The organism is Pseudomonas sp. FW305-7, from assembly GCF_058786735.1.
The window spans coordinates 16,265-31,656 of record NZ_JBYSZA010000007.1 but is presented as its reverse complement, the minus strand read 5'-3'; the positions used below and the strand labels follow the sequence as shown (position 1 = coordinate 31,656).

Sequence of the window (15,392 nt, the reverse complement as noted above, 5' to 3'; positions counted from 1 at the left end):
CTTTCCGGTCAGGTCGATCGTTCCCACGCTCTGCGTGGGAATGCCTCACCGGACGCTCCGCGTTCGCTTTTGGGACGCAGAGCGTCCCTGACTGCATTCCCACGCAGAGCGTGGGAACGATCATTTTGCTGTGTTTGGCAGGTTTCTGTTGGAGTCTGGCAATGCCGTTACGCGAAGAATGTCTGTGGGAAAAACTCACGCCGCAAAGGCCGGATAACACCGCGCTCAGGGGCGAAGTCAAAGTCGATGTCTGCGTGATCGGCGCCGGGTTCACCGGATTGTCGGCGGCGCTGCATCTGTTGGAACAAGGCAAGACCGTTTGCGTGCTGGAAGCCCATCGGGCCGGTCACGGCGGTTCCGGACGCAACGTCGGGCTGGTCAACGCCGGCATGTGGATCCCGCCGGACGAGATCGAGGCCGGGTTTGGCGAGGCGGTCGGCAGTCAGCTCAACCGCATGTTGGGTGCGGCACCGGCGCTGGTGTTCAGCCTTGTGGATAAGTACAACATCGATTGCCAGTTGCGCCGCGAAGGCACCTTGCACATGGCGCACAACGCCAAGGGTGAGGCGGATTTGCGCAGTCGCGAACAGCAATGGAAACGTCGCGGCGCACCGGTTGAGCTGCTGACCGGCAAGGCGTGCGAGCAAGCGACCGGCACGCAAAAAATTGCCGCCGCGTTGCTCGACCGACGCGCCGGCACGCTCAATCCGATGGCCTATGTCACCGGGCTGGCCAACGCCGTGAAGGGGCTCGGTGGGCAGATGTTTGATCATTCGCCGGTTACTCGTCTTGAGCGCATCGGCCCGCAATGGTCCGTGCAGACCGAGCACGGTTCGGTACTGGCCGAGCAGGTGGTCATCGCCTCCAACGCCTACACCGAAGGCGACTGGACCGAACTCAAGCGCAACTTCTTTCCCGGTTATTACTATCAGGTCGCCTCGGTGCCGCTGAGTGAAGACGCCGCGCAAGAAATTCTCCCGGGCGGGCAGGGCTCGTGGGACACCCGCCAGGTTTTGAGCAGCATTCGCCGCGACAAGGAAGGGCGGCTGCTGCTCGGCAGTCTCGGCAACGGCAACCAGAAGCCGACCTGGTTTCTCAAGGCCTGGGCCGACCGCGTTCAGCAGCATTATTTTCCCAATCTGAAACCGGTCGAGTGGGAGTGCACCTGGACCGGGCGCATTGCCTTTACCCCTGATCACCTCATGCGCTTGTTCGAACCGGCGCCGGGACTGGTGGCTGTCACCGGCTACAACGGTCGCGGGGTGACCACCGGCACCGTGGTCGGCAAGGCTTTCGCTGATTACCTGTGTCACGGCAATCCGCAAGCCCTGCCGATTCCCTTTGCACCAATGCAGCCTCTGGCGGGCGTGGGCTTGCGCAGTTGCCTGTATGAGGCCGGGTTCTCGCTGTATCACGCAGGCCAGTGCCTGCGCATCGTGATTTGAGTGTTGAAATATGTTGCCGGAAGCGGCGCTTTTCGATGTAGCGACTAGCCTGTAATGGTGCGGGTTGTAGCAGTCCCGCACCAGCAGTGTGCAGTTCGGTGACGCGGGCTGTTACAGGCTGGTTGCACGTCGTTTGGCGCCGCGGTTGCAATGATGGCGCATGCGGGTTGCGCCTGAAAAAATAAATGGTTTCACCTTCCGCGGTTTAGACGGTTGCACGCCCAATGAAAATGGGAACGAAACAGTCGAAATAACAAGAAAGCAGCGACTTTTTGAAGAATAAAAAACCGATGGCACGGCGCTTGCTCAGAGCATTCAGTGAAGTGAAGTCGCAGTGCCAACTAAAAAAAACCTTGGAGCACCACCTCATGTCCCAGACGTTTTACAAGAAAGGCTTTCTGGCCCTCGCAGTGGCTACTGCGTTGGGTGTTTCTGCGTTTGCTCAAGCTGATGTGAAAATCGGTGTAGCGGGTCCAATGACTGGCGCCAACGCGGCATTTGGCGAGCAGTACATGAAGGGTGCACAGGCAGCGGCGGATGCGGTCAACGCGGCAGGCGGCGTCAACGGTGAAAAAATCGTTCTGGTCAAGGGCGATGACGCCTGCGAGCCGAAACAAGCGGTGACGGTCGCCAAGGACCTGGTCAACCAGAAGGTTGCCGGCGTGGTCGGGCACTTCTGCTCTTCTTCCACCATTCCAGCCTCGGAAATCTACGACGAAGCCGGTGTCATCGCGATCACTCCGGGTTCCACCAACCCGCAAGTGACCGAGCGCGGCCTCAGCGCGATGTTCCGTATGTGTGGGCGTGATGACCAGCAAGGCATCGTTGCCGGCGACTACATCGTCGACGTGCTCAAGGGCAAGAAAGTCGCGGTGCTGCACGACAAGGACACCTACGGCCAAGGCCTGGCGGACGCCACCAAGGCCCAGTTGGAAAAACGCGGCGTGAAGCCGGTGCTGTATGAAGGCCTGACCCGTGGCGAGAAAGACTTCAGCGCCGTAGTCACAAAAATCCGCGCGGCTGGTGCCGACGTCGTCTACTTCGGCGGCCTGCACCCGGAAGCCGGTCCACTGGTTAAACAGCTGCGTACCGAAGGCCTGAAAGACGTGAAATTCATGTCTGACGACGGCATCGTGACCGACGAACTGGTGACCACCGCTGGCGGCCCGCAATACGTCGACGGCGTGCTGATGACCTTCGGCGCCGACCCGCGCCTGCTGCCAGACAGCAAGACTGTAGTGGATGCATTCCGCAAGGCCGGCACCGAACCTGAAGGCTACACCCTGTACGCCTACGCCTCGGTCCAGACCCTGGCTGCCGCCTTCAACGGCGCCAAGTCCAACAGTGGCGAGAAAGCCGCCGAGTGGCTGAAAACCAACCCGGTGAAAACCGTCATGGGCGAGAAGGCCTGGGACAAGAAGGGCGACCTGAAAGTCTCCGACTACGTGGTTTACCAGTGGGACAAGGACGGCAAATACCATCAGCTGGAAAAACAGAAGTAAGGGCTGACGCGATCAGTTCAACCCACAAGGCCCTGTGGGAGCGGGCTTGCCCGCGATGACGGCTCGACAGTCGACACCTTTGTTGAATGTTCTACCGCTATCGCTGGCAAGCCAGCTCCCACAGGAGATCAGTGGGGCTGAACTCGCGCTCTGACATTGCTCCGACGTACATCTGTATTTTTCCTAGAAGAACCGCACACCCACAGGTGTGCAGGTTCTCATTGCGTGAGATTGCGTTATGGATGGTATTTTCCTGCAGCAACTGGTCAACGGCCTGACCCTCGGGTCGGTCTATGGCCTGATCGCCATCGGCTACACAATGGTCTACGGCATCATCGGCATGATCAACTTCGCCCACGGCGAGGTTTACATGATTTCTGCTTACCTGGCGGCAATCAGTCTGGCTCTGCTGGCTTACTTCGGTATTGAATCCTTCCCGCTCCTGATGCTCGGCACACTGGTCTTCACCATCGTCGTTACCGGGGTGTATGGCTGGGTCATCGAACGCATCGCTTACAAACCGCTGCGCAACTCCACCCGACTGGCACCGCTGATCAGCGCCATCGGTATCTCCCTGATCCTGCAAAACTATGCCCAGATCAGCCAGGGCGCCCGCCAACAGGGTGTTCCGACGTTGCTCACCGGCGCCTGGCGCATCGATATCGGCACCGGCTTCGTGCAGCTCACCTACACCAAGATTTTCATTCTGGTGGCCGCCTTCGTCGGCATGGGCCTGCTGACCTATGTCATCAAGTACACCAAGCTCGGCCGCATGTGCCGCGCCACTCAGCAAGACCGCAAGATGGCCTCGATTCTGGGGATCAACACCGACCGGGTGATTTCCTATGTGTTCATCATCGGTGCAGCCATGGCGGCGCTGGCCGGCGTACTGATCACCATGAACTACGGCACGTTCGACTTCTACGCCGGTTTCGTCATCGGCATCAAAGCCTTCACTGCCGCGGTACTCGGCGGGATCGGTTCGCTGCCGGGCGCGATGCTGGGCGGGATCATTCTCGGCATCTCCGAGTCGCTGTTCTCCGGTCTGGTCAACTCCGACTACAAAGACGTGTTCAGCTTCTCGCTGCTCGTACTTGTTCTGGTCTTCCGGCCGCAGGGGCTGTTGGGCCGTCCTCTTGTGTCGAAGGTGTAAGCGATGTCTTCAACCACTCAAAAAAACATCGATATCAAAAAAAGCCTGGTTGAGGCGATTCTTGCCGGCCTCATTGCCCTGATCGTGTTCGGCCCGATTGTCGGCGTCGTGCTCGAGGGCTACAGCTTCAATCTTGAGCCGACCCGCGTCGCGTGGATTATCGGCATTGTCATGATTGGCCGGTTTGCCCTCAGCCTGTTTCTGCAGACGCCCAAGGGCCTGAAGATTCTCGACGGATTCGAGAGCACCGGTTCCGGTGTTCATGTGTTGCCTGCCGATCACAAATCCTCGCTGCGCTGGATCATCCCGCTGCTGATTGTGCTGGCGGTCATCGTGCCGTTCGTCTCCAACTCCTATCTGCTGGGCGTGGTCATCCTCGGGTTGATCTACGTGTTGCTGGGGCTGGGGCTGAATATCGTGGTGGGCCTGGCCGGTTTGCTCGACCTCGGTTACGTGGCGTTCTATGCCATCGGCGCCTACGGTCTGGCGCTCGGTTATCAGTATCTCGGTCTGGGGTTCTGGACGGTGCTGCCACTGGCGGCGATCACCGCAGGTCTGGCCGGTTGCATCCTCGGTTTCCCGGTGCTGCGCCTGCACGGTGACTATCTGGCGATCGTGACTCTTGGCTTCGGTGAAATCATCCGTCTGATACTCAACAACTGGCTGTCGCTGACCGGCGGCCCGAACGGCATGCCGGCGCCGCTGCCGACATTTTTCGGTCTGGAGTTCGGCAAGCGGGCGAAGGATGGCGGGGTGCCGTTTCACGAGTTCTTCGGCATCGCCTACAACCCGGACGTGAAGTACTACTTCATCTACGCGGTGTTGTTCCTGGTGGTATTAGCCGTGCTGTACATCAAGCATCGTCTGGTGAAAATGCCGGTCGGCCGCGCCTGGGAAGCCTTGCGTGAAGATGAAATCGCCTGCCGTTCGATGGGCCTGAACCACGTACTGGTGAAGCTTTCGGCGTTCACCATCGGTGCCTCGACTGCCGGTCTCGCCGGGGTGTTTTTTGCCACGTATCAAGGCTTCGTCAACCCGACCTCGTTCACTTTCTTTGAATCGGCGCTGATCCTCGCCATCGTCGTGCTCGGCGGCATGGGCTCGACCATCGGCGTGGTGATCGCCGCATTCGTGCTGACCGTCGCGCCGGAACTGCTGCGCGGCTTCGCTGAATACCGCGTGCTGCTGTTCGGCATCCTGATGGTGTTGATGATGATCTGGCGACCACGTGGGCTGATCCGCATCAGCCGCACCGGGGTCACTCCACGCAAAGGTGCCATTCACTATGAGAGGACTGCGCCATGAGTGAAGTCGTACTCTCTGTTGAAAAACTGATGATGCATTTCGGCGGTATCAAGGCCCTGAGTGATGTCAGCCTGAAGGTCAAACGCAACTCGATCTTCGCTCTGATCGGCCCGAACGGCGCCGGCAAGACCACGGTGTTCAACTGCCTGACCGGGTTCTACAAAGCCTCCGGCGGCAAGATCGAACTCAACGTGCGTGGCCAGCAAACCAACGTGATCAAGCTGCTGGGCGAGTCGTTCAAACCGACCGATTTCGTCTCGCCGAAAAACTTCCTCAGCCGTCTGTATTACAAGATGTTCGGTGGCACCCATCTGGTGAACCGCGCAGGCCTGGCCCGGACCTTCCAGAACATTCGCCTGTTCAAGGAAATGTCGGTGCTGGAAAACCTGCTGGTGGCCCAGCACATGTGGGTCAACCGCAATATGCTCGCCGGCATCCTCAACACCAAGGGCTACCGCAAGGCAGAAAGCGATGCGCTGGATTGCGCGTTCTACTGGCTGGAAGTGGTCGATCTGGTGGACTGCGCCAACCGTCTCGCCGGTGAACTGTCCTACGGTCAGCAACGCCGTCTGGAGATCGCCCGCGCCATGTGCACGCGCCCGCAGATCATCTGCCTCGACGAACCGGCCGCCGGCCTCAACCCTCAGGAAACCGAAGCGCTGAGCGCGATGATCCGGCTGCTGCGCGACGAGCACGATCTGACCGTGGTGCTGATCGAACACGACATGGGTATGGTAATGAGCATTTCCGACCACATCGTGGTGCTGGACCACGGCATCGTCATCGCCGAAGGCGGGCCTGAAGCCATTCGCAACGACCCGAAAGTGATTGCCGCCTACCTGGGCGCCGACGAAGAGGAGCTGGTATGAGCCAACCGATCCTCGAACTCAAAGACCTGGACGTGTTCTACGGGCCGATCCAGGCGCTCAAAGGCGTATCACTGCAGATCAACGAAGGGGAAACCGTCAGCCTGATCGGCTCCAACGGTGCGGGTAAATCGACGTTGCTGATGTCGATCTTCGGCCAGCCACGGGCGGCGGGCGGGCAGATCCTTTATCAAGGCGTCGACATTACCCACAAGTCATCGCACTACATCGCCTCCAACGGTATTGCGCAGTCGCCGGAAGGGCGGCGGGTGTTCCCTGACATGACCGTCGAGGAAAACCTGCTGATGGGCACCATTCCGATTGGCGACAAGTACGCCAAGGAAGACATGCAGCGCATGTTCGAGCTGTTTCCACGGCTGGAAGAGCGCCGCACGCAACGGGCGATGACCATGTCCGGTGGTGAGCAGCAAATGCTCGCCATTGCCCGTGCGTTGATGAGCCGGCCGAAGTTGTTGCTGCTCGATGAACCGAGCCTGGGTCTGGCGCCGATCGTGGTGAAGCAGATCTTCGCGACCCTGCGCGAACTGGCGAAAACCGGCATGACCATTTTCCTCGTCGAGCAGAATGCCAACCATGCGTTGAAGTTGTCTGACCGGGCGTATGTGATGGTCAACGGCGAGATTCGCCTGTCCGGTACCGGCAAGGAATTGCTGGTGAACGAGGAGGTGCGTAACGCCTATCTTGGCGGCCACTGAGTTATCCCCAGCTACACACCGCCCCGGCGACGCAAGTCCCGGGGCTTTTTCATGCCCGGAAACCCACCATAACTCCTGTGGGAGCTGGCTTGCCAGCGATAGCGGTTTCCCCCTAAACAATGATGTTGGCAGTGACTCCCTCATCGCTGGCAAGCCAGCTCCCACAGTTAAAAGTGCGACCTTCGCCAAAATTGTGGAAAACAAATTCCGCTACCTGCCAAAGCGCGACATATAGACGCTGCAAATGGCTGTTTTTCCACAGTTTTGAGTTGTCCCCGTTTGCTGTGGAGCTGGCTGTGAATAACGTGGGAGTAGCTGGCTGAAAGCCTTGTATGGCGTGGCCTGTGGCGTTGTGATTGTTTTTTGATCAGGTGATTTGGCAGGAGCGTCAGGCGTGGTTGTCAACCTTTTTATGGTGGGCACAGAGCAGGCGATTCGCTGTGTGCTGACCTGTGGATAAGTCTGTGATTAAACTCTGGAAAGACTGCGCTAGGCAGCGTAATTGCTGGCCTCGCGCAATCACTGCTGTGACTGTTCGGTCGTGCAAAATGCCCTGTCCCGCACATCTGTTCCTTCAGGGTCAAGCAAAAAACTTTCTATTCACGCCGCAAAGCCTTGTGTGGCGCGGCTTTGCGCATTTCCACTTGCCCCCGGAAACTGTGGAAGGGCTTGTGGATAACGTGCGCGCATATGGCTGCAGGCCACGGTGGCTGTGCCGTTGGTACGGTTGGTTGTTTTTTGTACAGCGCGTGGGTGTTGCCCGTGAATGCGGGGCCGGGCATGCTGGCTGCTGATTTTCTATTCCAAGGGCTGCCCCGGTGGCCGAAGCAAGGAGAACACGATGTCCAACACCCTGTTTATCACCGGCGCAACGTCCGGTTTTGGTGAAGCCTGCGCCCGTCGTTTTGCCGAGGCTGGCTGGAAACTGGTGCTGACCGGTCGTCGTGAAGAACGCCTCAACGCGCTGTGCGCCGAGTTGTCGAAGCAAACCGAGGTGCATGGCCTGGTACTCGATGTGCGGGATCGCAAGGCGATGGAGGAGGCAATTGCCAACCTGCCGCCATCGTTCGCCAAGCTGCGCGGACTTATCAACAACGCCGGCCTGGCGCTGGGTGTGGACCCTGCGCCGAAATGCGATCTGGATGATTGGGACACCATGGTCGACACCAACGTCAAAGGCCTGATGTACGCCACTCGTCTGCTGCTGCCGCGCCTGATCGCCCATGGCCGTGGCGCCGGCATCGTCAACCTTGGCTCCATCGCCGGTAACTATCCGTATCCGGGCAGCCACGTCTATGGCGCGACCAAGGCATTCGTTAAACAGTTCTCGCTGAACCTGCGTTGCGACTTGCAGGGGACGGGCGTGCGGGTCAGCAACATCGAGCCGGGGCTATGCGAGAGCGAGTTCTCGCTGGTGCGCTTCGCGGGCGATCAGGAGCGCTACAACGCCACCTACGCCGGTGCCGAGCCGATCCAGCCGCAGGACATCGCCGAGACGATTTTCTGGGTGATGAATGCGCCTGCGCACATCAACATCAACAGCCTGGAGTTGATGCCGGTGAGCCAGACCTGGGCCGGTTTTGCTATCGAGCGTAACAAGGCATAACACCGCGTTGAGGCCATTCGCGAGCAGGCTCGCTCCCACATTGAAATGCGTTCCAAAGTGGGAGCGAGCCTGCTCGCGAAGAGGCCGAAACGGTCAAAACATGGCAATAAGGTAAACTCCCCTCGCAACAACCCAACCGCACCCTGCGGTTTTCAAGGTTTTTCGAGGAGTCAAAGTGAGTAACCGAGGTGAGCAGTCGCTGCTCAAACAATCGACCATCCTGATGTTCGCGGTGTCGATCGCCGGGATCGTCACCGGTTTTGTATCGGGTTCCCAATCCATCCTGTTCGATGGTTTTTTTTCGCTGATCGCAACGTTCATCAAAGTCCTGATGCTGATCACCGCCAGGTTGATCGCCAAGGAAAGCAATCACCGCTTCCAGTTCGGCTTCTGGCATCTGGAACCGATGGTGCTGCTGATCGAAGGCAGTTTCCTGCTGTTGATCGCCATCTATGCGTTTCTCAACGGTGTGTTCGGCATCATCAATGGCGGGCGCGAGATCGAGTTGGGTCTGGTGATCATCTATGCCGCAGTGTTTACCGTGGTTGAGTTTGGCTACTTCTTCTACGTGCGCCGGCGCAATCGCAAGCTCAAATCCACACTGATTCAGTTCGACAACATCAGTTGGCTGGTGGACGCGATGCTGTCGGTCGGCCTGTTGATCAGTTTTCTCGCGGCGCTGTTGCTCAAGTCCCAGGGCTATGGCGAGTGGGCAAGGTTTGTCGACCCGCTGATCCTGATCGTGCTGGCTCTGACCATGCTGCCACCGGCGTTCAAGATTCTCGGCCCGGCGTTGCGCGACGTGTTGGGTATCGCGCCGGACACGCTGGATGACCAGGTGCGTCAGGTGATGGATGCGGCGAAAGTCGAGCATGGTTTCGATGATTACGTGTCGTACGTGCAGAAGCACGGGCGGGCGCGGTTTATCGAGATTCATGTGGTGCTGCCGGCGGATTACGCGCTGAGCAGCGTCGGCCAGCTGGATGTGTTGCGCGAGGATATTTCGGCGAAGCTGGGCAAGCCGGATGCGGCGCGGTGGTTGACCATCAGCTTTACGGGCGACAAGAAGTGGGTTGCTTGATGTAACCCGGTTCTCTGCTGAGAACACAGTTTGTGGCGAGGGGATTTATTCCCGATGGGCCGCGCTTTCTTCAGGGCCGCTTCGCGGCCCATCGGGGATAAATCCCCTCGCCACAATAGATCCCTTCATCACAGCAGATCTCATTTGCATGAGATCAGCGTAGGTATTCGGTAAGGCCGCTGTAGCAAGTCGCAAGGTGATACGGCGTCGTCGACGGCATGTCCTTGCGGCTGACTTCACCCTGCTCATCACGACACTCATGCCAGCCACCCGCATGCAGGAAGCGCTGCTGTAGCGCCTGCAATTGGCGTAACACCGCGGCTTCGCTGTCGGGGCGCAACGTCAGGGCGCGCAGGTATTCAGCCTGAGCCCAGATCCGTTGAGTCGAATCTTTCGGGCGACCGTCCAGTTCCAGATAGAGCATCGCCCGCACCGCGCCGGAGGGCTGTTCGACGCCAAATTGCTCGGTAAACGCGAAAGCCTTGTCCAGCGCGGCATGCAGTTTCGAGCCGCGCAGCAATGGCGACGATTCGAGCAGGAAATACCATTCGAACTGATGCCCCGGCTCGTACCAGTTATCCACAGCCCCCAGCGGTTTCTCCATCAACACGCCCTGTTGCGGGTCGACGAAGTGCTTGTGCATGGCTGTGCATAACTCGATCAGCATCTGCTGCGTCGCGGCATCTTCGCGCACTGAAAGGGTGGCAAGAAACGCTTCGGCCAAGTGCATCAGCGGGTTTTGCAAAGGGCCGGTTTGCAAGGTGACCCAGTCGCGCTCAAGGCAGGCTTCGTACAAGCCGTCACCCGTGGCAAAACGTCGGCCGATGACTTCCAGCGCGGCGTTCAGCGTCGATTCCACCAGCGGCTCACGGGACTTTTCCCAATAATGCGCGCAGGCGAACAGGATGAAGGCGTGGGTGTACAGATCCTTGCGCTGATCGAGCGGTTTGCCCTGCGCATCGATGCTGTAGAACCAGCCACCGTGCTCGGCGTCATGAAAGTGCCGTTGCAGGGAACGGAACAGCGCCGCTGCACGTACTTCGGCGTTATCCACAACCCCGATCAGGCTGGAAAACAGATACAACTGCCGTGCGCAGGCCATCGCCCGATAGCGTTGCGGTGGCAGCGGTTGGTGGGCGGCGTCCAGCGCTTCGTAAGGCAGGGCCATGTCGGCATTCCAGCCCGGGCCTTGCCACAGCGGCACGATCACGTTCACAAAGTGCTGTTGCACATCGCTGAACAGGGCGGTCAATTCAGGCAGGGAGGCGGAGCGGGAAGCATGGGGCATTGGCGGACGTCGTCACGGCTGGGGCGATTGCGCGACATGGTAGCAGAGAGACCGACATTAGAGGCCCGGTGTCTGATCGGCCGTCATCGCTGGCAAGCCAGCTCCCACAGGGATCATTGGTGTTCACACAATTGTGGGCTTACCCAATAATCTGTGGGAGCTGGCTTGCCAGCGATGAGGCCGGTACAGGCGACAGCGATCAGCCTGCCAGCAACCAGGCACCGGTCACAGCCGAGGCAGCCCCTGCGAGGCGCACCAACGGTGCAGCCGCCTGAGGCAGGAAACGCACCACGGCGTAACCGGCAGCATGCAATGCAGCCGTTGCAGCCACAAAACCAGCGGCATACGCCCATGGGCTGGTCATCTCCGGCAATTCCAGGCCATGTGCCACGCCATGGAACAGCGCAAACACCGCCGTCGCCGCCACCGCCATCACCAGCGGCGGACGCACCGCCAGCGCTACGGCCAGGCCCAGCGCCAGTACCGACGCGGCAATCCCGCTTTCCAGTGCCGGCAATTCCAGCCCTTCAAAACCGAGCATGCCGCCGATCAGCATGGTGCCGACAAACGTGCACGGCAGCGCCCAGCGTGCTGCGCCTTGTTGCTGCGCCGCCCACAGACCGACAGCAACCATCGCCAGCAAATGGTCGAGGCCACCGATCGGATGGCTGATGCCGGCGATCAAACCGCTGTCGCCATGCCCAGGGTGAGCAAAGGCCAGTGCCGGGGTCAGCAGCAGCGCCACGGCGCCGAGAATACGATTGAGTGTCATGGATAAGCTTCCTTGTTGATAAATGAATCAGGCTGCGCTCAGCAACCCTTGGCGTTCGATGAAGGCAATGATGGCTTCCAGGCCCTGGCCGGTTTTCTGGTTGCTGAACACGAACGGCTTGCCGTTGCGCATGCGCTTGGTGTCGCTGTCCATCATTTCCAGCGAGGCACCCACCAGCGGCGCGAGGTCGATCTTGTTGATCACCAACAGGTCCGACTTGCAGATTCCGGGCCCACCCTTGCGTGGCAGCTTGTCGCCGGCCGAAACGTCGATCACGTAGATGGTCAGGTCGGACAGTTCCGGGCTGAAGGTCGCCGAGAGGTTGTCGCCGCCCGACTCCACCAGAATCAGGTCCAGACCGGGAAAGCGGCGGTTCAGTTGATCGACCGCTTCCAGGTTGATCGAGGCGTCTTCACGGATGGCCGTGTGCGGGCAACCGCCGGTTTCCACACCGATGATGCGCTCCGGTGCCAGCGCTTCGTTACGCACCAGAAAGTCGGCATCTTCACGGGTGTAGATATCGTTGGTGACTACGGCGAGGTTGTAGCGCTCGCGCAGCGCCAGGCACAGGGCCAGGGTCAACGCGGTTTTGCCGGAACCGACCGGGCCGCCGATGCCGACGCGCAGAGGTTGTGTATTCATGGTTGTTTCTCCTAAGAGCGGAACAGGCGGCTGTACTGGCGCTCATGGGCCATGCACGCCAATGACAGACCGAACGCGGCACTGCCGATGTGTTCGGGATTGATTCGGGTGGCATCCTGCTGCGCTCGTTGCAGCAATGGCAGCAGTTCGCTGGTCAGTCGTTGCGCGGCTTGCTGGCCCAGCGGCAGGGTTTTCATCAGCACGGCGAGCTGGTTTTCCAGCCAGCTCCACAGCCACGCAGCAAGCGCGTCTTGCGGGCTGATGCCCCAGGCGCGCGCGGCCAGCGCCCAGCACAGGGCCAGATGCGGTTCGGTGCACTGCGCGAGAAAGTCACGGGCCGGCGTGTCGAGTTCGGGCAAGCCGTTGAGCAACTGCTGCAACGAATAACCCATCTGCCGGCTCTCCAAGTGCAACTCGCGAGTCTCGCGGCTGGCGCGGTGGCTTTCGCAGAGGATCAGCAGCTCGGCCCATTGCTCGTCCGCCGCTGCTTGGCAATGCGCGAGCAACAGCGGCGCTTCAAAGCGCGACAGATTCAGCAACAACTGATCGCTGATCCAGCGGCGGGCGCCGTCCGGGTTGTTCACCCGGCCGTTATCCACCGCCATTTCCAGGCCTTGCGAATAGCTGTAGCCGCCAATCGGCAATTGCGGACTGGCCAGGCGCAGCAGCGCCCAAGCTGGGTTCATAAACGAACGCCGAACTGGTGCAGTTTCGGCGCGTAGTTGAAGTCCTCGTCGCCGTGTCGCGAATGGTGATGGCCGCCACCGTAGGCACCGTGTTCCGGCTGGAACGGCGCTTCGATCGCTTCTACTTGCGCGCCAAGCTGTTCGAGCATGGCCTTGAGCACGTAGTCGTCGAGCAAACGCAGCCAGCCATCGCCGACTTGCAGGGCGACATGGCGGTTACCGAGGTGATAGGCGGCGCGGGTCAGTTCGAAGGCGTTGACGCAGGTGACGTGCAGCAATTGTTCGGGCCGGGCGCAGACGCGGACGATACGGCCGTCTTCGGCCTGTAGGCATTCGCCGTCATACAACGGTGGCTGACCGCGCTCCAAAAACAACCCGACGTCTTCGTTTTCGGCACTGAAACAGCGCAAACGGCTTTTGCTCCGGGCTTCGAAGGTCAGGTGCAACTCGGCGGCCCAGACGGGTTGAGGGTCGATTCTGCGATGAATCACCAGCATGGGGAAAGCTTCCAGCAGTGGACAATACTCAGGCTAGAGCAAGGGGCTTGCCAATCGGACGAGATGTAGGAAATCCCTGTCGGAGCGTAGTGGATGTTTCAAGATGTTGCGGGATTCTGAGAGGTTTTGGTGCATGAAGTTTTTTACATGCACCAAATAGAGGCCGAGACGCTGCGCCTTTGTAGGAGTGAGCCTGCTCGCGATAGCGCTCTATCAGTCAGCAAATATTTGACTGAGAGAGCGCTATCGCGAGCAGGCTCACTCCTACAGGGGATTTGTGGTGTTGCGGGAAGAGGGGCGCTACTCGGTACTGCCCAGCCCTTGCCAGTGCTTGAGCCCGATAAAGATGAAGCGCAGTTGCTGAGTAATCTTCGCCTGCGGCGTCAGATGTTCAGGCAACGCTTCGGCGGGCGGATCGATGATGTCCGGCAAAGTGGCAAACACCGATTTGACGATCAGGTCAGCCATCACGCTCAGCCCGGCAGCATCCAGATGCTGCAGCTTGGGCATCAACGTCAGATCCGCCGCCAGGTCGGCGCTGATGTTCTCGCGTAAACGGCCAATGGCCTGACGCACCGGCAGCGAGCCGCCATATTGCTCGCGAGCGAGAAACAGGAACTGCGAACGGTTGGCGTTGACCACATCAAGAAAAATCCGCACCGACGCATCGATAATGCCGCCCATGACGAATTCGTTATGGCGCACCAGGCGAATGGTTTCGCGGAAGGTCTGACCGACTTCGCTGACCAGCACCAGACCGAGTTCATCCATATCGGCAAAATGTCGGTAGAAACCGGTGGGCACGATGCCGGCGGTCTTGGTCACTTCGCGCAGGCTCAGGCTGCCGAAACCTCGGCCGCTTTCCATCAAATGGCGGGCAGCATCCATCAGGGCGTTGCGGGTCTGTTGTTTCTGTTCGGCGCGGGGCAGCATCGCAGGTGTGTTCTTCGGCAAGACAAGCGCCGCACTCTAGCAAATCGGCCTAATCGGCGTCGAACGGCAGCGGGGAGATGCAGTGGGGACAGGGCGACTTCTTATTGGCTTCGGCTGAAAAGGCAAAAGCCCAATCCGGGGATTGGGCTTTTTTTCAGGGCCGCCATGGGCTTAGCTCACAGCGCTGTTGCGTTCGATCACACGGTCACCACCACCTTCGGCGAGCTGACCTTGAGGCGTCTTGTCGTAACCGTCTTCGACCAGGCCTTTCTCTTTCAAACGATCGTTACCACCTTCGGCAACCGATTGACCTTGTGGAGTCTTGTCATAGCCGTCTTCAACCAGGCCTTTTTCTTCCAGGCGGTTGCGACCGTTCTCGGCAAGTTGACCTTGTGGGGTCTTGTCGTAGCCATCTTCAGCCAAGGTCTGACCTTGTGGTGTGCGGTCATAGCCGTCTTCGGCGAGGGTCTGGCTGAACACCGAGTGGCTGTCCTTGACTTGCGGCGTGGCTTGATCGGCAGCAGGAAGAGCGAAAGCAGTGCTGGCTAGCATCGACAGGGTAAGGCTGAGCAGTAATTGGCGTTTCATGATGGGTTGCTCCTTGGGAGGGCGATAAAGTGGGTACGAGGGCAATGCTACTCTCGATAAGTCGATATAAAAGTTCATAAACGCAATGGTAATAATCAACAGAATTGATTGTTCTGCGGGGAGGCTCTAGCTCGGGCCTTTCAGAGGAGGGCTTTTGCACCGCTGTGGGTATTTTCGACCCACTCATGCCTCGCAAAAGTGCGGGACGCGGTAACGCTGTTCGACCGATTGGTCAGATTTCGCGCGGCTTTTCGCGCCTTAATCTGTCTTTTGATTAAACCTGCGGGCCTTTTGCCAGTCACAGGTTTCATA

At 59.4% G+C, this 15,392-nt stretch carries 15 protein-coding genes; 8 read left to right on the top strand and 7 right to left on the bottom strand.

What is annotated here, in order from left to right; translation table 11 throughout:
* Positions 1-161: 161 nt before the first annotated feature.
* The 8 genes from amaA (at position 162) to AC3WMT_RS11295 (ending at position 9,674) form a co-directional block, all read left to right on the top strand.
* Positions 162-1,445 (top strand): L-pipecolate oxidase, encoded by a 1,284-nt coding sequence (gene amaA / locus AC3WMT_RS11330; protein WP_103304686.1) that lies wholly within the window; start codon positions 162-164, stop codon positions 1,443-1,445.
* Positions 1,446-1,813: 368 nt separating this feature from the next.
* Positions 1,814-2,947 carry an ABC transporter substrate-binding protein gene (locus AC3WMT_RS11325; protein WP_103304687.1) on the top strand — a complete coding sequence of 378 codons (1,134 nt, stop codon included), beginning with the start codon at positions 1,814-1,816 and terminating at the stop codon, positions 2,945-2,947.
* A 238-nt stretch (positions 2,948-3,185) separates the two neighbouring features.
* Positions 3,186-4,100: an ABC transporter permease subunit gene (locus AC3WMT_RS11320; RefSeq protein WP_103304688.1), complete on the top strand. Its 915-nt coding sequence runs from the start codon at positions 3,186-3,188 to the stop codon at positions 4,098-4,100.
* Between the two features lie 3 nt (positions 4,101-4,103).
* Entirely contained in the window at positions 4,104-5,405 is a 1,302-nt protein-coding gene (gene livM / locus AC3WMT_RS11315) for a high-affinity branched-chain amino acid ABC transporter permease LivM (protein WP_103304689.1), read from the top strand.
* Entirely contained in the window at positions 5,402-6,274 is an 873-nt protein-coding gene (locus tag AC3WMT_RS11310; protein ID WP_103304690.1) for an ABC transporter ATP-binding protein, read from the top strand. The genes livM and AC3WMT_RS11310 overlap by 4 nt, the downstream gene beginning before the upstream one ends.
* On the top strand, positions 6,271-6,987 hold the full coding sequence (locus AC3WMT_RS11305; protein ID WP_103304691.1) for an ABC transporter ATP-binding protein: 717 nt from the start codon (positions 6,271-6,273) through the stop codon (positions 6,985-6,987). Before AC3WMT_RS11310 ends, AC3WMT_RS11305 begins: the two co-directional genes overlap by 4 nt.
* Before the next feature lie 841 nt (positions 6,988-7,828).
* Positions 7,829-8,593, top strand: a complete 765-nt coding sequence (locus AC3WMT_RS11300) for an SDR family oxidoreductase (RefSeq protein ID WP_007915905.1) — start codon at positions 7,829-7,831, stop codon at positions 8,591-8,593.
* Between the two features lie 175 nt (positions 8,594-8,768).
* Complete coding sequence (locus tag AC3WMT_RS11295; protein WP_103304692.1) at positions 8,769-9,674, top strand: cation diffusion facilitator family transporter; 906 nt, start codon at positions 8,769-8,771, stop codon at positions 9,672-9,674.
* A 154-nt stretch (positions 9,675-9,828) separates the two neighbouring features.
* On the opposite strand, the gene AC3WMT_RS11290 is transcribed toward AC3WMT_RS11295, so the two are convergent.
* From AC3WMT_RS11290 to AC3WMT_RS11260, 7 genes are all read right to left on the bottom strand, one after another.
* Positions 9,829-10,962 carry an AGE family epimerase/isomerase gene (locus AC3WMT_RS11290; RefSeq protein ID WP_103304693.1) on the bottom strand — a complete coding sequence of 378 codons (1,134 nt, stop codon included), beginning with the start codon at positions 10,960-10,962 and terminating at the stop codon, positions 9,829-9,831.
* Between the two features lie 199 nt (positions 10,963-11,161).
* Positions 11,162-11,734, bottom strand: coding sequence for a HupE/UreJ family protein (locus AC3WMT_RS11285; protein ID WP_103304694.1), 573 nt, complete (start codon positions 11,732-11,734; stop codon positions 11,162-11,164).
* 27 nt (positions 11,735-11,761) lie between these two features.
* The gene (gene ureG / locus AC3WMT_RS11280; RefSeq protein ID WP_103304695.1) at positions 11,762-12,376 is read right to left on the bottom strand and encodes an urease accessory protein UreG; all 615 of its coding nucleotides are present in this window, start codon (positions 12,374-12,376) and stop codon (positions 11,762-11,764) included.
* A gap of 11 nt (positions 12,377-12,387) precedes the next feature.
* Complete coding sequence (locus AC3WMT_RS11275; protein ID WP_103304696.1) at positions 12,388-13,062, bottom strand: urease accessory protein UreF; 675 nt, start codon at positions 13,060-13,062, stop codon at positions 12,388-12,390.
* Positions 13,059-13,559: an urease accessory protein UreE gene (gene ureE, locus AC3WMT_RS11270; protein ID WP_103304697.1), complete on the bottom strand. Its 501-nt coding sequence runs from the start codon at positions 13,557-13,559 to the stop codon at positions 13,059-13,061. Before ureE ends, AC3WMT_RS11275 begins: the two co-directional genes overlap by 4 nt.
* A 300-nt stretch (positions 13,560-13,859) precedes the next feature.
* Positions 13,860-14,492, bottom strand: coding sequence for a TetR family transcriptional regulator (locus AC3WMT_RS11265; RefSeq protein ID WP_103304698.1), 633 nt, complete (start codon positions 14,490-14,492; stop codon positions 13,860-13,862).
* A gap of 171 nt (positions 14,493-14,663) precedes the next feature.
* Positions 14,664-15,080, bottom strand: coding sequence for a hypothetical protein (locus tag AC3WMT_RS11260; RefSeq protein WP_103304699.1), 417 nt, complete (start codon positions 15,078-15,080; stop codon positions 14,664-14,666).
* Between the last annotated feature and the right edge of the window lie 312 nt (positions 15,081-15,392).

Excerpts from the sequence above, each read along its gene's own strand:
- amaA (WP_103304686.1), top strand. The coding sequence starts at position 162 with ATGCCGTTACGCGAAGAATGTCTGTGGGAAAAACTCACGCCGCAAAGG.
- AC3WMT_RS11325 (WP_103304687.1), top strand. The coding sequence starts at position 1,814 with ATGTCCCAGACGTTTTACAAGAAAGGCTTTCTGGCCCTCGCAGTGGCT.
- AC3WMT_RS11320 (WP_103304688.1), top strand. The coding sequence starts at position 3,186 with ATGGATGGTATTTTCCTGCAGCAACTGGTCAACGGCCTGACCCTCGGG.
- livM (WP_103304689.1), top strand. The coding sequence starts at position 4,104 with ATGTCTTCAACCACTCAAAAAAACATCGATATCAAAAAAAGCCTGGTT.
- AC3WMT_RS11310 (WP_103304690.1), top strand. The coding sequence starts at position 5,402 with ATGAGTGAAGTCGTACTCTCTGTTGAAAAACTGATGATGCATTTCGGC.
- AC3WMT_RS11305 (WP_103304691.1), top strand. The coding sequence starts at position 6,271 with ATGAGCCAACCGATCCTCGAACTCAAAGACCTGGACGTGTTCTACGGG.
- AC3WMT_RS11300 (WP_007915905.1), top strand. The coding sequence starts at position 7,829 with ATGTCCAACACCCTGTTTATCACCGGCGCAACGTCCGGTTTTGGTGAA.
- AC3WMT_RS11290 (WP_103304693.1), bottom strand. The coding sequence starts at position 10,962 with ATGCCCCATGCTTCCCGCTCCGCCTCCCTGCCTGAATTGACCGCCCTG.
- AC3WMT_RS11285 (WP_103304694.1), bottom strand. The coding sequence starts at position 11,734 with ATGACACTCAATCGTATTCTCGGCGCCGTGGCGCTGCTGCTGACCCCG.
- ureG (WP_103304695.1), bottom strand. The coding sequence starts at position 12,376 with ATGAATACACAACCTCTGCGCGTCGGCATCGGCGGCCCGGTCGGTTCC.
- AC3WMT_RS11275 (WP_103304696.1), bottom strand. The coding sequence starts at position 13,062 with ATGAACCCAGCTTGGGCGCTGCTGCGCCTGGCCAGTCCGCAATTGCCG.
- ureE (WP_103304697.1), bottom strand. The coding sequence starts at position 13,559 with ATGCTGGTGATTCATCGCAGAATCGACCCTCAACCCGTCTGGGCCGCC.
- AC3WMT_RS11265 (WP_103304698.1), bottom strand. The coding sequence starts at position 14,492 with ATGCTGCCCCGCGCCGAACAGAAACAACAGACCCGCAACGCCCTGATG.
- AC3WMT_RS11260 (WP_103304699.1), bottom strand. The coding sequence starts at position 15,080 with ATGAAACGCCAATTACTGCTCAGCCTTACCCTGTCGATGCTAGCCAGC.